Genomic DNA, 23,046 nt, shown 5'->3' on the forward strand with positions numbered 1-23,046 from the left:
CATGGTTGACCGCGAAACTGTTCGAAAGAGGAACAATGGCAACAAAGAATAACGCACAGAGCGTTTCGAAGAAGGAGCGACGCGAGGCGGCGCGTGAAAAGGCGCGCATCCTGCGGGAGCAAGAAGCCAAGAGGGCGCGGCGTAACAAGGTGCTCATGATTGGTGGAATTGTCCTCGTGCTCGCGCTTGTTGCCTTCGCCGTCTTGCAGATTGTCGGCAAGGGCTCCAAGGCTAATACGGGCGACTACGAGGGCACCGCACGCCCGGCCGCGCTCGCCAACATTACCGATGACTACGGGATTGACGTCAATGCGGCCGGCGTGGCCGGCAAGGTAGTGGATGGTGCCGGCGTCTTCTCCGTGTACTCCGACTACACGTGCTCCGGTTGCATCAACCTCGAGTCGAAGTACGCCGACACCTACCACAGCCGCGCCAACGCCGGCGAGCTCTCCGTCCGTCTTTATCCGGTAGCCACGCTCAACAACTCGGTGTCCGATAACGGGGCCGCGGCCATGTTCTATGTTGCCACGTACGCGCCCGAGCAGGCGTGGGCGTACAACGACGCACTCTTCAAGCGCACCGCGGAAGCGGTCACGGGTGGTGGTAGCGCACCGACGCTGGCCGAGTTCGCTGACATTGCCAAGAGCGTGGGCGTTCCCGACGACGTGGTGAAGGACCTGCCCGCCTCTGTCGATTCCGAGGCGTGGAGGGACGTGGCAAAGGCTGCCACCGCGTCCTTCCGCGACAAGGGCTACACCGCCACGCCGACCCTCGAGGTTAACGGCACGGAGGACGATTCCTGGCTGAAGGAGGGAGACGTCGACTCCGTGATCCAGGCGGCGGTCGATGCCGGCGCTAAGTAGGCCGCTAAGAATGCTTGGGCGTAGCCGGGTGGATAGGGCTGTGCCGAAGCTGTGCGTGCGGCAAAGGAGGTAGGCCGCGTGTGAGCTGGCTCGGGGCCGCGGGGAGGACATCCCCGCGGCCCCGTCCGCGTCCCCGGTCCCCGGTGGTTGACTTTGTCAACCGTTGTGGGAATCTGGCACACTTGGAACATCTGGCCTGCGCCAGATGCCTCCTTAGCTCAGTTGGTAGAGCGCCGCTCTTGTAAAGCGAAGGTCGTCAGTTCGAGTCTGACAGGGGGCTCAGATACTGAGCCAGTCGCGTGTTGTTCCCGCTCGAGCTCAACCAAATCGTCGGAGAGTAACTCGGACACTGGGATGTCCAAGAAAGCGGCTGTCCGGACGAGGTCAGTTGTCGACCAGCCGACAATCCCGGCGATCTTCTTCGAGGCGCTGGAGCGACTCAGCCCGAAATATTTCCCTAGCTCCGTCTGCGACTGTCCGCGACGCTTAAGCCAGAGCATGACGCGCTCACCGACTGAAGTGTCCCAGGTTTTGTTCCGTTTGAGTAGATGGGAAAATCTGGAACATGCCGAGGAAATTTGACCAGGATGCGAAGGAGCGCGTTGTCCGTCTCGTAGAAGACCGCATTCTGGCGGAGAGTATATCCACGTAGGAAGCGTGCAAGATTGTGGCACCTAAACTGGGCGTCTCGTGGCACACAGCCCGCCAATGGACGCAGGCAGCTCGCCGCGAAGGACGAGTTCTCGGACGCCTGCCTGAAGACCTGGCTGCTGAAAATGTCAGGCTACGCCGCGAAGTTCAGCAGCTACGTGAGATAAACGAATTGTTGAAGACCGCATCGGCTTTTTTCGCCTCCGAACTCGACCCCCAATGTTAAGAAATGATCCGATTCATCGATAAACAGCGGGATCGTTTCACAGCCCGAGTTCATCTGCCAGACGTTAAGGAATGATCGTGAGGGAGGATTTATCACCTCGCGCGGGTAGCGCCAACACAAAGCACGTGGCGTGAGCGCTCGCCGCCTTCGCGATGCGGCCCTCGTAGAACGTCTTCGCGAGGTTCACGCTGGCAATGACGGCGTCTACGGTGTGCGGAAAATGTGGCACGCGCTTGGAGGTGAAGGTATTGATATTGGTCGCGAACAAACTGCCCGGTTGATGGGTCTGGCAGGCCTGTGCGGAAAGGGAAAGGTGGTGCACCCATCACCACCCGTAAGCCTACGGGCCCGGATGGGCGACCTGTCCTCGTTAACCGTGAATTTAAGGCCTTTGGACCCAACCGTCTATGGGTCCGCTGACATTACCTACGTCCGCACGCGAGGCGGCTTCGTGTATGCAGCGTTCGTCACTGACGTGTACTTTCGTCGGATCGTCGGGTGGGCGTTGTCCGATTCGATGCGTACCGAGGCGTTGCCGCTGCAGGCGTTGAATCAAGCCATTGTGTGTGCCAAAGACACAGCGGGCCTTGTTCACCATGCAGATCACGGATCGCAATACCTCAGCATTGTCTACAACCAGCGTCTAGCCGAGCACGGACTCACGGCCTGTACTGGGACGGTCGGTGATTCCTACGACAATGCCTTAGCCGAAAATGTCAACGGTTCCTACAAAAATGAACTCATTCATACCCGCACTTGGAACAATGTGGTCGACGTAGAAATCGCGACCTTCGAGTGGGTCACGTGGTGGAACGAATCAAGGCTTCACCAAAGTCTCGACTACCGTACACCGGCAGAAGTAGAAGAAGAGTTTTGGACTGGTAACCCAAATCACGAGAGAATGGAAACCAAGGCAAACGCCTAGGAACAAAACCCGGGGCACTTCAACCGTCAACAACTAGCGAGCAAGCCCACTCAACATAATGTAGTTGCACCACTGGCCAGAAAATGATTTTTTAATGGCTATTATTGGGTTTTATCTTCATTTATCCGGTGTTCGGGGTGCGCGTCCCAGGTGTCTTTAACTTCTTCAAGATGCTCACGCATTGCCTCTGCTGCGGCAGGGCCATTCCCCGAAATAATCATATCCGCTACCTTCCGATGCGCTTTTGCTACAGTCTGGATCCTCTCTGGGGCCATGCTGAAGGTAGCAACTCGAGTTTCTGTTAGCGCTTCTTGCAAAACCTGAAACAGCATTACAAAAAATTGATTTTTGGTTAATTCTGCTATTCGAAGATGAAAAATAATGTCATTCTTCGAGGCCTCAACGATATCTTCTGGGTCAAGCTCAGCCAGCTCATCACATAACTCGATTAACCCATGAGCATCATCGCCGGCGACTTCTGCACAACGCGCAGCAGCCGCCGACTCTAATGCCACTCTTACCTCATGCAAATCTGCATATTTCAGTCGGGTTCCTCGCCGCATAAATATTCGAAGAGCGTCTGAGATGTCATTAACACTCACTTGAGCTACCACAAACCCTTTTCCCGGGACAGACTCTAGAATTCCTTTGCCCACAAGAGTGCGCGTAGCTTCACGCACCACCGTCCTAGAAACACCACACGTCTCACAAAGTTCTCGCTCAGAAGGTAGCAGATCGCCGGGCATCATGCTGCCATTCACGATAAGATTCTGCAGATACTCTACGAGCTGTTCACTAAGAGTCGGTTGCCGTTTAAGCTTCTTAGGCATGTTGGTAACTGGCATACCAGCAATAATATCACTAACCGTTAGCAGAACTCATTCGCCAATCATTCTCAAGCCAAGGACGTTTGCTTTGCCGCGCAAGATACTCGGCCTCATTTTGCGTTAAAAAGCGACATTCTTTTCCTTCCAGCAACAATCGCAACCTGGCAGAATTCTCAATTTCGATACATCGTTCCACCGCTAACTGAACATTAGCGGCAGAAACAATTTGTCCATGATTCTGCAGCAGCACGCAATCACAATTTGTCGTTAACTCACGAATTTCTTGCGCCAAATCGCTAGACCCAGGAGGCTGATAAGAAATCATCGGCATATTCCCAACTTTCATCACAAAATAAGGAGAAAGCGGCGGGAATGCACATTCAGACCGCCATGCAGGTAAGCAGGATGCTGCGGCGGCTTCCGGAGAATGTAGATGAATAACGACTTGCGCGTCAGGATTCTTTCGATACATTTCAAGGTGCAACATGGCCTCTTTAGTGGGACGCCCTTCTGCCCAGATACCATCACGAAATGGTATGAAATCAGCAGGTACTATCGAAGAAAACGATGTTCCCGAGGCAGAAACCCACATTGTGTCATCAACGCGTGCCGATAAGTTACCAGTTGTTCCTGGAGAAAGGCCAAGATCTGAAAGTTGACGAGCTGCGCGAACAAGACTTTCTAACATCTTTATCATTTCTTTCTAGGGTTTCATCAGCAGCTTGAGCGTATTCCCCGGCCCATGTTTACCCATTTCGGTAATTTTCTTAGCGGCAGTTTCAAGATCAACTATTTTACTAACTAAAATTTCAGGTATATTCGGGTATCTCGATAGTAAATCAAGTGCGGTCTTGAAATCTTCCTTTGTGTACATTGCAGTTCCCAATAACGCTTGTTCACGGACTTGCAATTCACCTACATGCAATTCCACCGGGTTTTTAAATACCGCAACCTGCACAATTGCTCCGCCGGGTGCAAGATGAGCCATGGCAACTTCAATTAAGGCCGGCACACCAGCGGCAATGAAAATTGCATCGTATTTGAATTCTGCCAGATCTTCCGGAATTACTACCCGATTCGCGCCAAGGCTAATTAATTTCTCTGCCAAAAATTCTCGCGGTTCACTTACCGTCACGTCGGCACCCTTATCTGATAAGACGCGGGTTATCAACGATCCGATGGTTCCCCCTCCCAACACAAGAGTTCGATTGAATCTTCTGGCGCCCAGTTGACGTACTGCATGCGCCGCCACAGCAATCGGTTCAGCTAATGCCAAATATTCGTCGCCGACGTTAGCTGGTGCCGGAATGCAACAATAGGCAGGCACCTCCACGAATTCAGCAAAGCAGCCATCCCATTGCGCTACCCCAAGCATTGTTTTAGTGGCGCACAGGTGATAGTCCCCTCTTGCACAGTAATCGCAGGAACCACATGGGCGTTGCGGATCTATCACAACTCTGTCTGCGACGCTTATGTGCTCAATATCGGCACCGACTGCTTCAATCACACCACCACCTTCATGTCCAGAAATCAAAGGTGGCACTCGAAACAGATGGGTGCCGGTAAGTGCTGAAATATCAGACCCACAAACTCCAGCTGAGGTAACACGTATAACTACATTCCCCGACGCCGGTTCCGGTTTTGGAATATCCACTACACTCGCGCACTGCTTCGTATCGAACCTGATAGCTTTCATTATTCTCTCCTTAGTGGTTAGATTTCAGAGCTTTCATTTTCTCGGCGTGTTCTGCCAATTCTTCTGGTGAACCGTTTAATGCCGGATCGTCATATTCGTGCATTGGATCCACGCCTCGTTTCATTTGCCACTTGTACCAAAGCGCGGTGACGACCGGGGTAAGCAGAGCTGTCACTATGACAGATCCGGCAACTTGCACAGTTGCAGCATCCACAATCGGGGCCAATGCCGGGTCTGCTGCAGCCGCGACTGCCGGTGTTGCTACCGCTGCGCCCGCAGTTGAAGACTCTGCGACGGCTGAGATGAGGTTTCGTTGATGTTTTGGCCGCTTGCTTAAAACTTGGAAGATCCAAAGCAAGCCAACGGCGCAACCGCCAGACAAAAACAAAGTGAAAAAGCCGAGCAGAATACCCGAAAGCCCCGATTCAACGATGTTGCCTAAATTAATTCCAGCACCAAGTGGAAAAGCGAAGAACGGGATAAGAACACGTTCCCCTCCCCTTAGGAAATCGCGCAATTCATGATCCAAATTACCCAGAATAAAGCCGATCAGCACTGGAGCTAAAACTGCCAGAAAAGACACGAGCGGAAAACTCGCCATCCCCGCAGCTCCGAGCACTACCAGCGTCAGGAAAGGTCCGTCATTAATTGTAATAACTGCTGCGGCGCCGCGATCTGTGACATTTCCGAATTCTTGTGTTAAGGCCGCATAGAGACCCGTATTTGAGTTACTCATCGCTGCGACAATCGCCAACGGAGTTAGCCCCATAATTGTGCCGCTTGGCATCAACATGCCCGCGATGAGGCCAACAGTGATTGCTGCCAATAGCTTCCCTATCAGGATCGCGAAGCCCTTAGTGGCAACCGCGCCGGCAGCTCTAACGGGAAGCTGAGCCCCCATACACAGCAGAAAGGCGCCGATCAAAGCCATTGCGCCTTCTTTAAACAAAGCCTGTGCGAACCCTCCCACCATCAAGATCTCCGGGAAGAAAGTATTCGTTAGGACTCCAAGCAGAAGCGGGACGATCATCAAACCTCCCGGAATCTTCTGAACAGCTTTAAAAATTCTCATGATGTGCTCCTAAAGAGTGGCTCGTGCCAGCCAAACGAACCAAAACCAATACGTCGGTGTATTGACCCTCCATTGATGTATACTGTATTCATGTACACGTGTGTGTCGTATACAGTATACTACAGTATACGAATTACGTGTCAAGCGATTGTTATCTAACAATTTGGAGGAACTATGGGCGTGCGACTAGGGGTAATCGCCGACGATTTCACTGGAGCAACCGACATCGCAGGATTCTTAGTCGATGCAGGAATGAGCACGGTGCAGCTGAACGAACCCAGCGCAGAAGAGATTAAGACGATTGCGTCAGATACCGATGCGATCGTTGTTGGGCTTAAAACTCGATCTGCGCCGTCAGCGGAAGCTGCAACTCGCAGCAGACAAGTCCTGCAAGCATTGAGAAGCTGCGGCACCGAAAAATTCTTCTTCAAGTATTGTTCGACATTCGATAGCACCGAACACGGCAACATTGGCCCAGTCACCGACGCCCTCTTGGACGAGCTAGGCGAAGAATTCACCATTATTGTGCCTTCGTTACCCGTTAATGGACGCGAGGTTTACCATGGATATTTATTTGTTAACGGTGAATTGTTAAGTGAATCAGGTATGCGCAATCACCCAATTAATCCGATGCGAGATTCGAATTTAATGCGTTTAATGAACGCCCAATCTAACGGCGTCGCCACAAATATTTCCTACCACACGGTCAGACAGGGCGTAGAAGCGACTAAACAGGCATTAAGCCAAACGGCTGGGCAGGCAAATTATGCAGTTCTGGACGCTTTAACCGATGCTCATCTAGACATTATTGGCAAGGCAGCGTTATCGCTAAAACTCGTTACCGGAGGCTCGGGATTGGGTGCCGCTTTAGCCAGAGCTCTCATACAAGAACAAGGAGGTCATTTGGCCGCACCAACAAAATCGTGGAAATACTCTGCCGGCAAAGCCATTATCTTTTCTGGATCCTCCTCAGACATGACTAATCGACAGGTCAATACTTACCGCAAGAAAGCCCCTAGCTACGCTCTAAACATAGCTAAAATCATGGAGAACCCGAATAGCTACCAGCAGATAGTTCTAACCTGGCTCACCGAAACTCTCGCTTCAAACAAAATAGCTCCACTGATTTTCGCGACCGCTTCCCCAGAAAAAGTACGAGAGTCTCAAGAAAAATTCGGCGTCAGCGAAGTATCTAGCGCAATCGAAAATTTCTTCGCCCGGCTTTCCCAAGACGTGCTCAAACTTGGCGTCACAAGGTTCATCGTAGCTGGCGGAGAAACTTCAGGTGCCGTGGCTCAGGCCTTAGGTGCGCGCGGCTTTTACGTCGGACCACAGATCGATCCCGGAGTGCCGTGGACCAAAACCTTAGACGGTAAACTCGATCTTGCACTCAAATCAGGCAATTTTGGCGACGAGGATTTCTTCATGCGGGCTCAGTTGATGACTCGTCACGAATAACGGAGTTAAGTAAAAGGGGAATTGGTGATTCATGCCGACACCAATTCCCCTTTTGGGGTGGCCTAAGAATTTGGTCCGGTTGGCTTAAGTGTTGACCGTGTTTTCTTGTCTGCATTGTTCGACATACTTGCGTGGGCTGAGGTAGCTTAGGGAGGAATGCGGATGGAAGTCATTGTAGCGCCGCGACCTGAAGTGCCCCAGGTTTTCTTCCTAGGCGTTTACCTTGGTTTCCTGTTCCTCGGTGACAGTGTGCAAGTGCCAGTATTCTGCTTCGACTTGATGGAGTGTGCGGTAGTCCAGGGTCTGATGGAATCTGGCGTGGTTCCACCAAGTCACCCATTCATAGGCAAATCTCGTTCGGGTAGGTACAAACGTGTAATCAGCTACCCACAACTGGTCAGGACGCTCAGCGGTGAGGCCCCAATCCACCAAATCTCCTGGCGTGTATTGACGTTCCTTGCGCCGAGTGGTCGTTGGCGCCCTGCCTTTACGTTTTCCCTTCACGCCAAGAGGGTTAATAGACAAAAAATGTGTCTTATCCGGGCGTGTCGTTAGTGTCCTGCCCAGCCTTGGTGGATGGTCAGGCCGTCGTCCCAGGGGGCTTGGGTGTTGATGGCGTTGTCGATGTAGGCTGGCCCGTCGGGCTCAGGTTCGGGTTTGGGCTTGGTGGTGGCGGGGGTGTTGTTGATGAACGTGGCCAGGGGTTGGGGGTCGATGGAGCGGGTGTAGAGGAAGTAGTCCAGGGCGGTCTTCATGTGCTCTTCGGATAGGCCGCGGTGGGCTCGTAGGTAGGTCTTCAGCACGGCGTTCGTCCCGCCTTCTAAGGAGTTCGTGGTTGAGGCCAGGGGGCTTGTCGCGCCTGTGGTGGGGTCGAGGTAGGTAAAGAGCACCCCGGCCTTGACGTAGCCGTCTAAGGCTCTGACCAGGCGCCTGGTGGCGTGGTGGGTATACCACCAGGACTTGTTGTTCTGGGCAAAGCGCGGGATCTGTGAGGGGGCGACAGTGGCCTTGTAGGTGCGTTCGGCCAGCTAGGTGTCGTAGAGGGTGTGGAAGGCTGCGAGGCCTTTTTGCCAGGCGATGGCTTGGTCGGCGGTGGTGATCTTGGTCAGGTCCAAGGCCAGTTTGTATAGGGCCTTGTGCTGGTCGGTCTTGGGGCGGGTGGTGGTCAGGGTGCGGATGTTGCGCTGGATGTGGACTAGGCACCGTTGCAGGCGGCTGGTAGGCCAGCAGGCCTTGATCGCGGCCAGGGCCCCGCGGTCCCCGTCGGTGGTGACCACGGCCGGAGCAGGGATACGCGACAGTAAGGCCGTGTAGGCGGCTTTGGATTCTTTGGCGCATAGCTGGTAGGCGATAACACCGTCAGTGGTAGCCGCCACCAAGACGCACCAGCCGTGAGCGATGTAGGTCCCGTCGATGAAGATCTGGTCATGAACCTCTCCGGTGATGTCCCAGATCGGGCGGGTATCCCAACACCAAGCGTGATCGCGATCCCACGTCCGAGTAGAGCCGGTTAGGCGACGTTTGGGTTCAGTGTCGGTAATGAATTCAACGAATTCGCGGAACTGTTTTTCGCGTTGCTGACGCCGATGAGTGCTGGTGAAGCTGTGGCCACAAGCCGGGCATCTCCAGCGCTGCCGGCCAGCACTCGTTGAGCCGTTCTTCTTCGTGGCGGTCTGACAAATCGGGCAGCGGCGGGCGTGCGGGTTTGGTCTTCTCACCCCATGCACGTAACCGGGCAGATGTCAACGAAGCAACCACTTTCAGCGTCTCAACCTTAAGAACCCTGACTTTCTCTTATTACACCAACGAAAAACTCGATCATAAAACACATTTTTTGTCTATTGACCCCAGCAAGACCCATCAAACGCGCGCTTTGCTTCTAACGCGTGGTTTGCTCCCGCCCGATTTCGCTTCCTTCGCCTTTAAGGCCTACCACATCTTGCGAATCCCATACGCCCCATAATTCTTGGCATGGACTTCCTTGATCAGCTCCACCAGCTGTTCATCACGAACGCTGCGTTTGGACCGCGAAGGGGACTTAGCATCCCGATAACCCCCACAAGTAACGAGCCCGTCCTGACGGTACTTATTCAACGTCGCACATGAACTCAACCGAAAAACGATCACGCTGCTGATCAATAAACGCGATCATTTCCCACGCCCCAAGTCGAGTTCCGATGCGAAAAAGCTGACCAAGACCACACCCGCTTTACGAGCCTGCCCCAGCCAACGCCGAGCCGAATGCCACAACACGCTAAGCTTTGGCGCTATCTCCTTACAAGCCGCTTCAATCGCACACCCATCAGAAGCGATACGCTCTTCAGCAGGATGCATCACCCGATCCTTAGTCTCCTGATCAGATTTCTTGGGCATAACCTCATCCTCCAGCCCTACACCTCCGAAGGAAACCCGGGACATATCAGGAGTGAAACCCGGAACTTGCCGGAACCATATAAGAGGCTACACAAGAGCCAAGGCGCTTCAAAGATGACATACGGGGGATTTGGCCTTCCGGGAGCACCTGAATACTCCCGTATCGCAACCACTGTGCTACGTGTAGTTCCGCAGTGCCGCACATTCAGCTCACCGCCGCAAAACCGTGGTCGCACTGGCCCGCGTCGTTAGAGTTGGGTGCGGCTGGCCGGCGTTCCGTCGGTTAGAGACGTCGAGGAGGAAAAGATGAACATTGGGCATATGATGATGGCGCCGATCTTTGTGCTGGGCGGCTTCGGTGCCATGAAGGAGCCGGGCGGCCGCATTGGCCTGACGAAGGACTTGATGGACAAGACTGGTATCACCGTTGACGAGCAACAAGCCGAACTCATGGTCAAGGCAAATGGCGCGGCAATGATCGGCGCGGGTGCTGCACTCGGGCTTGGCATTTTCCCGCGCGCCGCCGCACTCGCTCTTATCGGCTCCCTCATTCCAACGACGGTGGCCGGCCACGCGTTTTGGGAGGAAGAGGGGGCGGCGCGCGATCGGCAGAGAATCCAGTTCTTCAAGAATCTGGCCATCGTGGGTGGACTCGCCGCAGTTGCCCTCGGAAAGAGGAAGTAACGGGCACGATCCCGGTGGTGGCTGCCCTATTCCAGGCGCCAGTCGATCGGCTCCGCGCTTTGCTCCTCGAGCAGGGCGTTCGCGCGTGAGAAGGGTCTGGAGCCGAAGAATCCTCGCGTGGCCGACAGTGGTGAGGGATGGGCGGAGGTCACTTTCGGCGTCGTGCGAAGAAGGGGCGCGAGCTCCTGGGCCTGCCGCCCCCATAGGATTGCGACGAGCGGTTGCTCGCGTTGGGCGAGCACGCGGATGGCGTGGTCGGTGATCTTCTCCCATCCCTTTCCTCGGTGCGAGGCGGGTTTGCCGGGCCGGACGCTGAGCACCCTGTTAAGCAGCATGACGCCGTGCTCGCACCACGGGGTGAGGTCGCCGTGGGGGGCGGGGGTGATGCCGAGGTCGTCGTGTAGTTCGCGGTAAATGTTGGCCAGCGATCGTGGGATTGGCCTGACGTCTCGGTCAACGGCGAAGCTGAGCCCGATCGGGTGCCCGGGCGTGGGGTAGGGATCCTGCCCGACGATCAGTACCCGCACCCGACTGAGCGGGTAGGAGAAGGCGCGTAGGACGTTCTTGCCCGCCGGCAGGTAGCCGTTCCCGGCCGCGTTCTCGGCGCGTAGGAAGTCGCCCATCGCGTGGATGTCACCTTCTACGGGCGCCATCGCCTCGGCCCACTCTGGATCCATCACGTCACTCAATGCCATGCCTCAACGCTACACCGCCGACGACGCCGTGAGGCGGCTCCCGCTCGCGCACCGCCGACGACGCCGTGAGGCGGCTCCCGCCCGCGCATCGCCGCGATTTAGCCGCGATATCCGCCCTACGGTGGACGCCGCAAGTGTGGACGGTCACTTAAGATCTCGTTAAGGATGCCGGCAAGAAAGCTAGATTCGTGGAAGAAGAAATCGCAGTACGCACGAGCGACCTGTCGAAGCTGTACAAGGTGGGGCGCTCGCACGTCGTCGCCTTGAACCGGGTCAACTTGGAGATCCCGAAGGGGACGTTCGTCGCCGTCGTCGGAACCTCCGGCTCGGGCAAGTCCACGCTGTTGAATATGCTTGCGGGTTTGGAGCCGCCCTCGGCGGGAACCGTGGAGGTAGCCGGGTACCGGGTGGACAAAATGGGCCAGGCGGATCTGGCTAGCTTCCGGCGAGATCACGTCGGCTTCGTCTTCCAGTCCTTTAACCTCATGCAGGAGATGACGGCGCTCGATAACGTCGCCTTGCCGCTCACGTTCCGTGGGATGGGTAAAGCCGAGCGGCACAAGCGCGCTGCCCGGGCGCTCACCATTTTGGGGCTCGGCACGCATCTTCATCACAGGCCGAGCCAGATGTCGGGCGGCGAGCAGCAGCGCGTCGGCATCGCGCGGGCGCTGGTGACCAATCCCGAGATCGTCTTCGCGGATGAGCCCACCGGCAACCTCGACTCCCACACCGCTGCCGCGACTCTCGACCTCTTCCGGCGCCTGATCGCGCACTACCACCAGACCTGGATCATGGTCACCCACGACCGGCACTTGGCGAGCTACGCGGACGTCATCGTATCGATTGGCGACGGCCGCATCACAGACATCACGCACACAAACCACACGCACTGAGGAGACACCCGTGAAACGCTTCAGCACACTTATGGCCATCCTGACCTTGCTCTTCGCAGGCCTCATGATCCCCGCCACTGCCAGTGCGGCGCCGGACGCGGGTCAGACGGAAGCGCGCGAGACGGCTGACGCGCCCGCCCCCAGCGCGGAGGCGCCGATTCAGACGGGCAAGTCCACCCCGCGCATCATGGTGGAGGGCTTCACCACCACGCCCAAGCCGGTGGTGGCCGGCGACGACTTCGACATTGTCTTTACCGCTCGCAACATGTCCGCCACCGCCACGGTGCAAAACATCAAGTTCTCCCTCTCCGGTGAGGGCGGGCTGTTGCCGCGCTCCGGTTCGGCGTCGGTGTACCTGGCCAAGCTCGGCCCGCGTGAGTCGGTGGACGTGACCATGTACTACACGTCGCTACCCACGCTCGAGGACAAGCCCTACCCGCTCACCCTCACCATCGACTATGAGGACGCCGACTTCACGGCGTTGTCGTCGACAGAGACGGTCGCCGTCGTGGTCAGCCAGCCGGCCCGCGTGGAGACGTCGGTGCCGCAGGTGACCCCGGAGGTGATGACGCTCGGTGGCGAGGGCTCGCTGGTCTTCACCGTCAACAACTTGGGCAAGTCGGCGATTTCGAACGTCAAAGCCTCCATCAAGGGGGGCCAGGCGGTCACGGGGTCCGAGGCCTACGTGGGTAACGTGGCGGCCGGCGCTACGGCGAACGTCGACATGATCGTGCAGGCGGTGGACGTGACGGCTAGTCCGATTACGCTGGTCCTGAGCTACGAGAACTCCGAGGGTGTGGAGGCGAGCCTCGAGCGCGAGGTACCCGTCACGGTTATGGAGATGGCGCAGAATGAGGGCATGCTCGGCCCGGAGGATATTTACGAGGAGGAGTCGACGATTCCGTGGGGCCTCATCGGTATCGGAGCGGCGGTGCTGGCCGCGATCGTGATCGTGGCGGTGGTGGCCGTGCGTCGTCACCGTAAGAAGAAGGATGTGGAGGACGAGGCCGACGCGCTCAGCCTCCTCGACCAAGACGGCCTGATCTAGATGCGCTTTACTGACATCCTCGCCTCGGCGGTCGCGTCCCTACGACGCCGCCCGCTGCGTACCGTGCTGACCTCGACGGGCGTGGTGATTGGCACGATGGCCGTGGTGGTGATGATCTCGCTCGGCGTGGGCCTGGCGCGGCAGACCGAGGTGAGCGCGAACAGTCCCACCGTGCGGCAGGTCAGTGTCCAGAACCCGCCGCCGGGCGAGCGTGGCAAGCCCGCGCCCAAGATGGACGACGCGCTCGCGCAGACACTGGCCACCTTCGAAGGTGTGGAGGCGGTATTCCCCGAGTACTTCGTCGACATGAAGGTTAAGGCGGCCGGCATTGACCAGTACTTCTCCATTCGCGGCATTCCGGCTGAGGCTTTCTCCGCCCTCGGCTACGACCTGGCCTGGGGGAATATGCCTGAGCGCGGTGGCTCCCTGCAGCTGCTTGCGGGTGGCAAAACCAACGAGTCCTGGGATCCGATAACGGGCGAACCGAAGTCGATCGACTTTAAGGATCGTGCGCTCTTCCTGACCGCGGACACCGCATCGGGGGCATTGATGGATGGGGCCGCCCCGGCTCCGGCGATCGGCGACGCCTCCGGCGCGGGTGGTTCTGAGGGGTCGGGCACGAATGGCTCGGGTGGCACGGGCGGCTCGGGGGAGGGCACGACGTCGGTGGCCCCGCCGCGTCCGATCCTTTCCAGAGTCTCGGGTCAGATCGCGGAGGATCCGCAGGTGTGGACGGCGACGTCGGCGGTGTTCTTCGCGGACATCGACACGCTGGTGTCGAGCCTGAAGAAGTCGTTGCCGAGCGAGAAGCTGCCCGGGCAGCAGAGCGCGAACGCCAAGCCCGGGCGCAACTTTATCTACAACGAATTTATCGTCATGGCTAAGGATGCCGACGCCGCACTCAACCTCACCACCGAGTTGCGCGATTCCGGCTACGGCGCCTTCTCGGAGGCGGAGTGGATCCTTGAGGCGAAGAAGACCGCGGCGCGCATTCAGGCGGCGCTTGGCGGGATCGGCGCGATTTCCATGCTGGTGGCCGCGATCGGGATTGCGAACACGATGCTCATGAGCGTCTACGAGCGCCAGCGCGACATCGGTGTCATGAAGGTCATTGGCGCATCGATGAGGGACATCCGCTGGCTGTTCCTTGTGGAGTCCTCCTCGATCGGCTTCCTTGGTGGGGTGGTCGGGATTGTGCTCAGCTACGGCCTGTCGGCGCTCATCAACTCCCTGACCTTCCAGCCGGACCAGGTGGGGGGAATCTCGCAGATTCCGCCCGTGCTGGCGGTGGCGGCGGTGGCGGGGGCAACCCTTATCGCGATGGCCTCGGGCATGGTGCCGGCGCGGCGCGCGATGCGGCTCAGCCCGCTGGCGGCGATGACGGCGCAGCGCTAGCCTGCCTTCGCGCCCGCATGTGACGCTTGTCGAGGTCTGCGCCCACGGTTCGCTGTCGTATCTGTCAAAGGTCTCGCGCTACGCTGTCGGTGCGGCGCGCTAGAGTGGAGGCCATGAACGACGAGCTGACTGACCTCGAGCGTTCGATCCTTGACATCGAACGCGGCTGGTGGCGTGTGGCCCCTACCCGCGAACAGGCGATTCAGCGCGAGTTGGGGATGACGGCGTCGAAGTATTACTTCATCCTGTCGCGCATGCTGGATTCGCCGAGGGTGTGGGCGGCGGACCCGGCGCTTGTCGAGCGGTTACGGCGCTTGCGCGATGCCCGGTTGGCGGAGCGCGGCCTCGACAACCCGCCGATCGCGCGCAGCGTTCGTGGCCCGGATGAGCCTGGCGAGCCGGAAGGTGAGGTAGAGGTCCCCCAGGGTGAGCTTGAGCTCGGCCGCGAGCCGAAACACATCGGCGGATCTCAATTTGGCGCAGATTCCCTGTAAACTTGGCCTGTGGCCACTACATATCCTGAAGACGAATTCGACCGACTCGCTGCCGAGCGCAAGACGATCGGTGCTCATCGCCAGCCGCCCAGTGGGCGCCCGTGGATCATCGCGATTGTCGCGGTGCTCGTCCTTGCGCCCCTGGTGGGTATCGGCGCGAGCAAGCTTTTCATGGGTTCCGATTCGCCGCAGGTGGCGACCACGGCGCCCGCGCAGCAGAGCTCTTCTTCGGCTGAGGTGACCTCGGAGCCGTCGGCGGAGCCGACGGACCCGGCCACAGCCGCCGAGACGAGCGCGGCTCCCACCGAGGCGCCGAGTGCCACGCAGACCGAGGCGCCCGTCGTCTCCAAGCCCAACCTTGGCACGCGGGTCCTCGTGCTCAACGGCCGCGGCACGGCTGGCTTTGCCGGGGAGAAATCGGCGATCCTCCAGGGGGCTGGCTTCACGAACCTCAACGTCGCCGACTACAAGGGCGGGGCTGAACCCGCCGAGTCGACCGTCTACTATAGCGGGGCTGACCATGAGGGCACCGCCAAGGCGGCCGCCGAGGCTCTCGGTTTCGCGAACGTGGTGGAGGATTCGGCTGTGACCGGGCAGTACGGCGCTTCCGTCGTCGTCGTCGCGAGGTAAGGGGCGGGGCTCGCGTGGCTCGCCCCTGAGCGCGAAGCACCGGATCGAGCCTCGACGCAGAGCCGACAGGCCTCACCAAAACTTGATACCTCCACGCTCAACTTTTAGCCGGCGGTGAAACGGGGGCGCGGCGGCTCGCGGAGATTTGCACTCTCGGGCGGCGAGTGCCAAAATCATTATTGGCACTCTTGAAGTGAGAGTGATAATTCTGCAGCCGATGAGGCTCGCGGATGGCCGTGAAGGAAACGGCCGTGCGTGGGTCGTCCGTCGCGGGCATCGGCTGGACAACCACTAACGTGGAGGAAGTTCGCATGGCAAAGATCATTCATTTCGATGAAGAGGCTCGCCGCGGTATGGAGCGGGGCCTGGACCTGCTCGCTGACACCGTTAAGGTGACCCTCGGCCCCAAGGGCCGCAACATCGTTCTCGACAAGCAGTGGGGCGCCCCCTCGATCACCAACGACGGCGTGTCCATCGCCAAGGAAATCGAGCTTGAGGAGCCGTTCGAGCGCATCGGCGCCGAGCTGGTCAAGGAAGTCGCGAAGAAGACCGACGACGTCGCCGGCGACGGCACCACCACCGCCACGGTGCTCGCCCAAGCGCTCGTCAAGGAGGGCCTGCGCAACGTCGTCGCGGGAGCGAACCCGATCGCGCTGCGTCGCGGCATTGACTTGGCGGTCGACGCCGTCGTCAAGCAGCTGCTCTCGGACGCGAAGGAGATCGAGACCCGCGAGGAGATCGCGGCCACGGCCGGTATTTCGGCGGGCGACGCGGAGATTGGCGAGCTCATCGCTGAGGCACTCGACAAGGTCGGCAAGGAGGGCGTGGTCACCGTCGAGGAGTCCAACACCTTCGGCACCGAGCTCGAGCTGACCGAGGGCATGTCCTTCGACAAGGGCTACCTCTCCCCTTACTTCGTCACCGACGCGGAGCGCCAGGAGGTCGTCCTCGAGGATGCCTACGTGCTGCTCGTCGAGTCGAAGATCTCGAACGTCAAGGAGCTTCTGCCGCTGCTGGAGAAGGTCATGCAGACCGGCAAGCCGCTGGCCATCATTGCGGAGGACATCGAGGGCGAAGCCCTCGCCACCCTGGTGGTCAACAAGATCCGCGGCACCTTCAAGTCCGCCGCCGTCAAGGCCCCGGGCTTCGGCGATCGCCGCAAGGAGATGCTCCAGGATATGGCTGTGCTCACCGGCGGCCAGGTCATCTCCGAGACGGTGGGCCTCAAGCTCGACACCGCCGACATCTCGATGCTCGGTCAGGCGCGCAAGGTCGTCATGACTAAGGACGCCACCACCATCGTTGACGGTGCCGGCACGGCCGAGGACATCAAGGCTCGCGTGTCCACCATCAAGACCCAGATCGAGAACTCCACCTCCGATTACGACCGTGAGAAGCTCCAGGAGCGTCTTGCCAAGCTCGCGGGCGGCGTGGCCGTCATCAAGTCGGGCGCGGCTACCGAGGTCGAGCTCAAGGAGCGCAAGCAGCGCATCGAGGACGCGATCCTCAACGCGAAGGCTGCTGTGGAGGAGGGCATCGTCGCCGGTGGTGGCGTTGCTCTGATCCAGGCGGGCGACGAGGTGCTCAGCGACCTCGGGCTCGAGGGCGACGAGGCAACCGGCGCTCAGATCGTGAAGTTCGCGGTGGCTGCCCCGCTCAAGCAGATCGCCGAGAACGCCGGCCTCGAGGGCGGCGTCGTGGCGGAGAAGGTTCGCTCGCTCCCCGCGGGCCAGGGCCTGAACGCCGCGACCGGCGCGTACGAGGACCTGCTGGCCGCCGGCATCGCCGACCCGGTCAAGGTCACCCGTTCCGCGCTGCAGAACGCGGCCTCGATCGCCGGCCTGTTCCTGACCACGGAGGCCGTGGTGGCGAACAAGCCGGAGCCGGCATCGAACGGTGCCGATGACGCCGCTGCGGGCATGGGTGGCATGTACTAAACCCACACGCGCAACTGGGGTGGCCCGCCGAGCAAGGCTCGGCGGGCCACGTCGTATCTTGGCGGGTCTTAACAGGTTGTGGCGGGAGCTTCCTCCGGCCGCTACTCCACCAGGCCCGAGGGGAAGTCGCCCTCACGGGCGCGCTCGCGCGCCCGCTGCGCCTCCTTGGCGGCCTTTGCCCGCTCGATCTTCTCCAGCGTGGCGCGTGCGATCTCGTCGCGGCGGGCCTGCTTGACCTCCTCGGGGGTGAGTGTGCGGCCGGGCATGCCCGGGTCGAGATCCTCGGAGGCGGTCTCGAGGGAGGAACCGGCGTGCTCAGTCTGCGACGGAGCCGGAGCCGGCGCGGCGGAGGCGGTCGACCTGGGCTCGACCGAATCTGATCGGGCCGGGCCGGAGCCGGGCGCGTCAACAGGATCGGCGGCGGGGGCAGCCTCACCGGGGCCGGCAGGGGCCGGAGCGTTGACCCCGGCAGAGGCGGTCCCATCGGGGCCGCCGGCGGGCTCCTGAGCTGAACTGACCGCACCCGCCGACGCCACGCCGCCCCCTCCGAGCTCGGCCTTGATCGCCGGGATGGTCCCGGTAGTGCGCTGGAGCTTGACAAGCAGACGCTGGCGCTCAAGCTCGAGGTTCTGCCGTGCGGAGTCCTCCCACTGCGTGGCGAGCGGGGTGGCGAAGATGCGACGCCGGCCGAGCAGGCGGGTGACCACCTCGAGGCGGCCTTCCAGGAAGCGCAGCTCGGGGATGTGGGCGTATTCCGCGCGGACCTTCTCCATGTAGGTCTTATACTTTTGCGGCTGGTTGGCGAGGAAGCCGAGGTGGGCGTCGGTGAGGACGAGGAGATCCATGTCATGCGACTCGAACATGCCGGATTCGGACACGGGATGCTTACGCATGTGAAGGATGAGCTGGCGGATCTCCTCCACCGTGTCCGCGGGGACGCCGAGCTCATCGAGGTACTTGGCCATGAGCGCGGCGGAGGCGCCGCGGTCCTCACCACCGTTGCGGGTGTAGATGGCCTGCCCGTCGGTGGAGAAGACGAGGCCGTGTCCCCAGGCGGCGAGCCGGACGACGTCGGCGTTCTGCGCCTCGACGGCGAGTGAATCAATGCGGGCAAGGAGGTCGTAGAGGTGGGCCGTGCCGTGGAAGTGGCGACCAGGGCTCGACCACAGCTCGATGAGGAGGCAGCACACACGGTTGATGGCCTCGCGGGAGGCAGTTGAACCTACCGCGAGCGCGGAACGCATAAAGGATTGCGTAACCCACTGGGGTACATCCGTACAAGACATCTCTCTCCAAAATTTCGATGACGTCCGCGATTCTACCTACAATGGCGGTAGTATCTGAATCGGCAGTGAACTGGCAGCTTGGCCGGAGGACGAGGGCAGTATGACGCATCCAACCTCACGCGTGCGCGGGCGCGCGCTGATCACGGGCGGTTCGTCGGGCCTGGGAATGGCGTTTGCGCGCCAGTTGGCCGATCGTGGCCTGGACCTGGTGCTGGTGGCGCGAAATCCGGAGCGCTTGGAGGGCGCGGTTGAGGAGTTGCGCGGCTCGGGTGTGAAGGTGGAGACGATTTCGGCGGATCTGGCTGATGAGAGCGGTGTGAAGGCTGTCGCTCGGCGCCTCGGGTCGGTGCAATCCCCGGTTGATGTGTTTGTTAACAATGCCGGCTCGGGCCTGTATGCGAAGATGGCTACCGCGGACGCCTCGGAGTTGGTGGCGGGCGCGCAGCTCATGGCGATCGCCCCGATGGTGTTGGGCGGTGCGGCCGCGGCGGCGATGAAGGAACGTGGGACGGGCCTCATTATTAACACCTCCTCGATGTCGGGGGCGGTGCCGATGGGCGCATACTCGGCGATTAAGGCATTCGTGCGGGTGTGGTCGGATTCCTTGGCGATCGAGGTCGCCCCGTTTGGTGTGCAGGTGGTGACGTTCATCCCGGGCTGGGTGCGCACGCAGTTCCATGCGCGAACGGGGGTCTCCACTTCTTCGATCCCGGATTTCCTGTGGCTGGACGCCGATCGTGTGGTGGCCGAGTGCCTGGCTGACGCCGATAAGGGCAAGACCACGTCCACCCCGTCGAAGCGTTTCAAAGCGATCGGTTTCTTGGCCAAGCACGCTCCCGCGGCCGCGGTGGCGGTGGCGGTGAAGAAACTGAATAAGGGCAGGCGATGAACGAGCTACAGCCGCTGGACGACTACCATTCCGAGTCGAAGATGCACGCGCGTAAGAACGTGCGCAGGTTCTTCACGCGCCCGGCGCTGAAGACGATCCTGTCCACCACGGTGGAGGGCCAGGAGAACGTGGAGGGCCTAGAGGGGGCCTATGTCGTCGTCGGTAACCACACCTCGCACCTGGATGCGCCGATGGTATTCACGCTTCTGCCTGAACACATGACGGAGCGGCTGGCGACGGGGGCGGCTGCCGATTACTGGTACCGGCGGCCGACGATCTCGAAGATCACGTCGCTGTTTTTCAACACGTATCCGGTTGAGCGTAAGCGCTCGGCGACCCCGAATGGCGGGCGGGCCAAGGGCATGACGGCACGGCTGCTGCGCGAGGGGATTCCAATCCTCATCTTCCCGGAAGGGACGCGCTCGCGGTCGGGTGAGATGGGCGAATTCAAGGTGGGTGCGGCGGCGCTCGCGATCAAGTTCGGTATCCCGATCGTCCCGCTTGCCCTGCGCGGTGGACACGAGGCGATGCCGGTGGGGGCCGTGTTGCCGACCCCGAACCGTCCGCCCGTTGACATGTTTATTGGCAAGCCCATGTACGCCGAGGAGGGTGAGGGTGCGGAGGCTTTCATGGGCCGGGTGCGCGGCCACATCCAGGCGATGCTTGAGCAGGGTAGCGCGAACCCGCAGTAGTGCGCCGGCCGGCGGCTCGGCGCGGCTCGCAGCCTGTTAGCGGCTCAGCCGGCCGCGTTTCTTCTTCCCGTTATCTTCGGCTATCACGCCTGGGAACTGGAGCCGGATGGTGAGTCCGCCGCCGGGGGTTTGGAGGGCCTGGGCGTCGCCGTCGTGAACCTCCATAATCGCGGCGACGATCGCCAGTCCGAGCCCGGAGCCGCCCGAGCCGCGTGACCGTGAGGTGTCGGTGCGGAAGAAGCGTTCGAAGATTCGCCCGGATTCAGGGGCGTCGATGCCGGGGCCGTGGTCGCGCACCTCCACGACGCCGACCTTGCCCTCCGCGTCCGTACCCACGGCGACCTCGACGGGGGTGCCCTCGCGGGTGTGGGTGATGACGTTGGACAGCAGGTTCGTGATGACCTGCGTGACCTTCTCGGCGTCGGCGGTCACGACGACGGAGCAGGGCTCGTCGCCGGTGAGCCCGACGACCTTGGCGGGCCATTGCGGGGCGCGGACGTGGAAGTCGGTGACGGTGTTGAGCGCGATGGTGGCGAGGTCGACGTGCTGCATGTTGATCTGGCGGCGTTCATCGAGTCGGGCGAGCTGGAGGAGGTCTTCGACAAGGTGGGCCATGCGTTCGGACTCGGACTCGATGCGCGACATTGCCAGGTCCACTCCGCCCTCGGGTACCCCGCCGAGTCGGTAGAGCTCGGCGTAGCCGCGGATGGTGGCGAGTGGGGTGCGCAGTTCGTGGGAGGCGTCGGAGACGAATTGCCGCATGCGTTTCTCGGAGGCGACCTGGACCTCGAAGGATTCCTCCACGCGGGCGAGCATCTTGTTGATCGATTGGCCCAGGAGGGCCACTTCGGAGCCGTCCGTGCCGGTGGGTACGCGCACGGAGAGGTTGCGGGCGGCGACCTCGTGGGTGGCGCGTTCGATGTCGCGCAGGCCGGTGAGCGACTGGTCGACGAGCAGGTAGGAGGCGAGCGCGCCGAGGATGAGGGTGATGAGCACGAGGGTGGCGAGGGCGCCGGCGAGGTTACGAACCGTGTCGTTGATCGGCTCGAGTGGCAGGCCGATGACGACCGACCCGACCGAGGTGAGGTTGGTGGGGGAGTAGTTGAGGTCCGTGGTGATGATGCGCCACTCTTGGCCGTCCCGCGTGGAGGGGACGGTGGAGGGCGCGGAGCTCTTCCGCTCGGCCAGCAGTTCGGGGTGGAGCGGGGTGCCGTTTTCTTCCTTGATCTGGGAGTTGACCACCGTCAGGTGCCCGAAGGGGGTGTTGGCCGCCGGGTCGGTGTAGGTGATGAAGAGATAGAAGTCGGAGGGCAGGAGCTGGTCTTGTGTGTCGTTGATGAGCTGGTCGATCGTGACGGTGGCGATGGTGCGGCCCGAGGAGCGCAGGTTGCGGTCAGTTTCGTCGATGAGTGAGCCGCGTAGCGTGACGGTGGCAAGCCAGGACACGGTCACCAGCACCACCGTCATGATGACGATGAACGCGAACACGATGCGCACGGAGAGGCTTCGGCGAACCTTCGGGGTCGGGCGCCTGTGGAAGGAGGTGCTCATTTGGCCCGGCGCAGCACGTAGCCGATCCCGCGCTTGGTGTGGATGAGCGGCTCGAGGGCGGCCGCCTCGTCGGGATCCGTGATCCCGAGCGCCTCGGGCGAGTCGATCTTGCGGCGCAGGTAGGAAATATAGGATTCGACGATCGAGGCCTCGCCCACCCAGTTGTAGTCCCACACGTGGTCGAGGATCTGGACTTTGGATACCACGCGTTCGGCGTTGATGAGCAGGTAGCGTAGCAGTTTGTATTCGGTGGGTGACAGGTCGACGTCGTGACCCGCCCGGCGCACCTCGTAGGAGCTTTCGTCCATCTCCAGATCGTGGTAGCGAAGTATATCCGGGTTGGTGGCCTCGGGGCTGGTGCGGCGCAGGATCGCGTGGATGCGCGCCACCACCTCCTCCAGCGAGAAGGGCTTGGTGACGTAGTCGTCGCCGCCCACCTCCAGGCCGTGTACGCGGTCCTGCACGTCGTCCTTCGCGGTGAGGAAGAGGACCGGAAGCTCCGGTTCCTGCTCGCGCAGGTGGGTGAGCACCTCGAAGCCGTCCATGTCCGGGAGCATGATGTCGAGCACGACGATGTCGGCCAGGAAGGTCCTTTCCACCTTGAGCGCCTCCGCGCCGTTCTCGGCGGTGGCCACGTCGAATCCCGCGAAACGTAACGAGGCTGAGAGTAGCTCGCGGATCGTGGGTTCGTCGTCAACGACGAGGATCTTCGCCTCGGGTTTCTTCGATGCCATGTCCATCCTCTTCTTTGCCTCGCTCCG

General features: G+C 60.3%; 22 protein-coding genes and 1 tRNA gene. 13 read left to right on the plus strand and 10 right to left on the minus strand.

Annotation, left to right across the window (positions count from 1 at the left end):
- Positions 1-35 precede the first annotated feature (35 nt).
- The 3 genes from J2S45_RS01360 (at position 36) to J2S45_RS01370 (ending at position 2,665) form a co-directional block, all read left to right on the plus strand.
- Positions 36-863 carry a DsbA family protein gene (locus tag J2S45_RS01360; protein WP_307634296.1) on the plus strand — a complete coding sequence of 276 codons (828 nt, stop codon included), beginning with the start codon at positions 36-38 and terminating at the stop codon, positions 861-863.
- Positions 864-1,070: 207 nt separating this feature from the next.
- Positions 1,071-1,143, plus strand: a tRNA-Thr gene (locus J2S45_RS01365).
- Positions 1,144-1,870: 727 nt separating this feature from the next.
- Positions 1,871-2,665: an IS3 family transposase gene (locus J2S45_RS01370; RefSeq protein ID WP_307634297.1), complete on the plus strand. Its 795-nt coding sequence runs from the start codon at positions 1,871-1,873 to the stop codon at positions 2,663-2,665.
- A gap of 101 nt (positions 2,666-2,766) precedes the next feature.
- Here the strand turns inward: J2S45_RS01370 and J2S45_RS01375 are convergent, their stop codons facing one another.
- Genes J2S45_RS01375 through J2S45_RS01390 form a run of 4 tightly spaced genes read right to left on the minus strand, consistent with a single transcriptional unit; the run spans position 2,767 to position 6,260 of the window.
- Entirely contained in the window at positions 2,767-3,510 is a 744-nt protein-coding gene (locus J2S45_RS01375; RefSeq protein ID WP_307634298.1) for a FadR/GntR family transcriptional regulator, read from the minus strand.
- A 16-nt stretch (positions 3,511-3,526) separates the two neighbouring features.
- Positions 3,527-4,180 (minus strand): class II aldolase/adducin family protein, encoded by a 654-nt coding sequence (locus J2S45_RS01380; RefSeq protein WP_307634299.1) that lies wholly within the window; start codon positions 4,178-4,180, stop codon positions 3,527-3,529.
- Between the two features lie 15 nt (positions 4,181-4,195).
- Positions 4,196-5,188 (minus strand): zinc-dependent alcohol dehydrogenase, encoded by a 993-nt coding sequence (locus J2S45_RS01385; protein ID WP_307634300.1) that lies wholly within the window; start codon positions 5,186-5,188, stop codon positions 4,196-4,198.
- Positions 5,189-5,198: 10 nt separating this feature from the next.
- Complete coding sequence (locus J2S45_RS01390) at positions 5,199-6,260, minus strand: 2-keto-3-deoxygluconate permease (RefSeq protein ID WP_307634301.1); 1,062 nt, start codon at positions 6,258-6,260, stop codon at positions 5,199-5,201.
- A 174-nt stretch (positions 6,261-6,434) separates the two neighbouring features.
- Here J2S45_RS01390 and otnK point away from each other — a divergent pair, with 174 nt between their 5' ends.
- A complete protein-coding gene (gene otnK / locus J2S45_RS01395; protein ID WP_307634302.1) occupies positions 6,435-7,718 on the plus strand; it encodes a 3-oxo-tetronate kinase in 1,284 nt (427 codons plus the stop codon).
- A gap of 551 nt (positions 7,719-8,269) precedes the next feature.
- Here the strand turns inward: otnK and J2S45_RS01400 are convergent.
- Together J2S45_RS01400 and J2S45_RS01405 are read right to left on the minus strand one after the other, a co-directional pair.
- Positions 8,270-8,608 (minus strand): hypothetical protein, encoded by a 339-nt coding sequence (locus J2S45_RS01400; protein ID WP_307634303.1) that lies wholly within the window; start codon positions 8,606-8,608, stop codon positions 8,270-8,272.
- Positions 8,609-8,746: 138 nt separating this feature from the next.
- Entirely contained in the window at positions 8,747-9,436 is a 690-nt protein-coding gene (locus tag J2S45_RS01405; RefSeq protein ID WP_307634304.1) for an IS1/IS1595 family N-terminal zinc-binding domain-containing protein, read from the minus strand.
- A 961-nt stretch (positions 9,437-10,397) separates the two neighbouring features.
- Between J2S45_RS01405 and J2S45_RS01410 the strand changes: the two genes are divergently transcribed.
- Complete coding sequence (locus tag J2S45_RS01410) at positions 10,398-10,775, plus strand: DoxX family protein (RefSeq protein WP_307634305.1); 378 nt, start codon at positions 10,398-10,400, stop codon at positions 10,773-10,775.
- Positions 10,776-10,801: 26 nt separating this feature from the next.
- Here J2S45_RS01410 and J2S45_RS01415 read toward each other — a convergent pair whose 3' ends face one another.
- Positions 10,802-11,470, minus strand: a complete 669-nt coding sequence (locus J2S45_RS01415; RefSeq protein ID WP_307634306.1) for a uracil-DNA glycosylase — start codon at positions 11,468-11,470, stop codon at positions 10,802-10,804.
- Positions 11,471-11,658: 188 nt separating this feature from the next.
- Here J2S45_RS01415 and J2S45_RS01420 point away from each other — a divergent pair, with 188 nt between their 5' ends.
- The 6 genes from J2S45_RS01420 (at position 11,659) to groL (ending at position 17,867) form a co-directional block, all read left to right on the plus strand.
- Entirely contained in the window at positions 11,659-12,363 is a 705-nt protein-coding gene (locus tag J2S45_RS01420; protein WP_270976017.1) for an ABC transporter ATP-binding protein, read from the plus strand.
- A gap of 10 nt (positions 12,364-12,373) precedes the next feature.
- Positions 12,374-13,411, plus strand: a complete 1,038-nt coding sequence (locus J2S45_RS01425; protein ID WP_307634307.1) for a COG1361 S-layer family protein — start codon at positions 12,374-12,376, stop codon at positions 13,409-13,411.
- Entirely contained in the window at positions 13,412-14,806 is a 1,395-nt protein-coding gene (locus J2S45_RS01430) for an ABC transporter permease (RefSeq protein WP_307634308.1), read from the plus strand.
- A gap of 113 nt (positions 14,807-14,919) precedes the next feature.
- Positions 14,920-15,300, plus strand: a complete 381-nt coding sequence (locus tag J2S45_RS01435; RefSeq protein WP_307634309.1) for a DUF3263 domain-containing protein — start codon at positions 14,920-14,922, stop codon at positions 15,298-15,300.
- A gap of 9 nt (positions 15,301-15,309) precedes the next feature.
- Entirely contained in the window at positions 15,310-15,930 is a 621-nt protein-coding gene (locus J2S45_RS01440; RefSeq protein WP_307634310.1) for a LytR C-terminal domain-containing protein, read from the plus strand.
- Positions 15,931-16,241: 311 nt separating this feature from the next.
- Positions 16,242-17,867, plus strand: coding sequence for a chaperonin GroEL (gene groL, locus J2S45_RS01445; RefSeq protein ID WP_296932761.1), 1,626 nt, complete (start codon positions 16,242-16,244; stop codon positions 17,865-17,867).
- A 101-nt stretch (positions 17,868-17,968) separates the two neighbouring features.
- Here the strand turns inward: groL and J2S45_RS01450 are convergent, their stop codons facing one another.
- A complete protein-coding gene (locus J2S45_RS01450; RefSeq protein WP_307634311.1) occupies positions 17,969-19,111 on the minus strand; it encodes an HD domain-containing protein in 1,143 nt (380 codons plus the stop codon).
- Positions 19,112-19,253: 142 nt separating this feature from the next.
- Here J2S45_RS01450 and J2S45_RS01455 point away from each other — a divergent pair, with 142 nt between their 5' ends.
- The gene (locus tag J2S45_RS01455) at positions 19,254-20,042 is read left to right on the plus strand and encodes an SDR family NAD(P)-dependent oxidoreductase (RefSeq protein WP_307634312.1); all 789 of its coding nucleotides are present in this window, start codon (positions 19,254-19,256) and stop codon (positions 20,040-20,042) included.
- Positions 20,039-20,734, plus strand: a complete 696-nt coding sequence (locus tag J2S45_RS01460) for a lysophospholipid acyltransferase family protein (RefSeq protein WP_296932756.1) — start codon at positions 20,039-20,041, stop codon at positions 20,732-20,734. The genes J2S45_RS01455 and J2S45_RS01460 overlap by 4 nt, the downstream gene beginning before the upstream one ends.
- A gap of 36 nt (positions 20,735-20,770) precedes the next feature.
- Here J2S45_RS01460 and J2S45_RS01465 read toward each other — a convergent pair whose 3' ends face one another.
- A complete protein-coding gene (locus tag J2S45_RS01465; RefSeq protein ID WP_307634313.1) occupies positions 20,771-22,285 on the minus strand; it encodes a sensor histidine kinase in 1,515 nt (504 codons plus the stop codon).
- Positions 22,282-23,025 (minus strand): response regulator transcription factor, encoded by a 744-nt coding sequence (locus tag J2S45_RS01470; protein WP_376707114.1) that lies wholly within the window; start codon positions 23,023-23,025, stop codon positions 22,282-22,284. Before J2S45_RS01470 ends, J2S45_RS01465 begins: the two co-directional genes overlap by 4 nt.
- Positions 23,026-23,046 lie beyond the last annotated feature (21 nt).

Source organism: Trueperella abortisuis, from assembly GCF_030811095.1.
Classification (GTDB): domain Bacteria; phylum Actinomycetota; class Actinomycetes; order Actinomycetales; family Actinomycetaceae; genus Trueperella; species Trueperella abortisuis.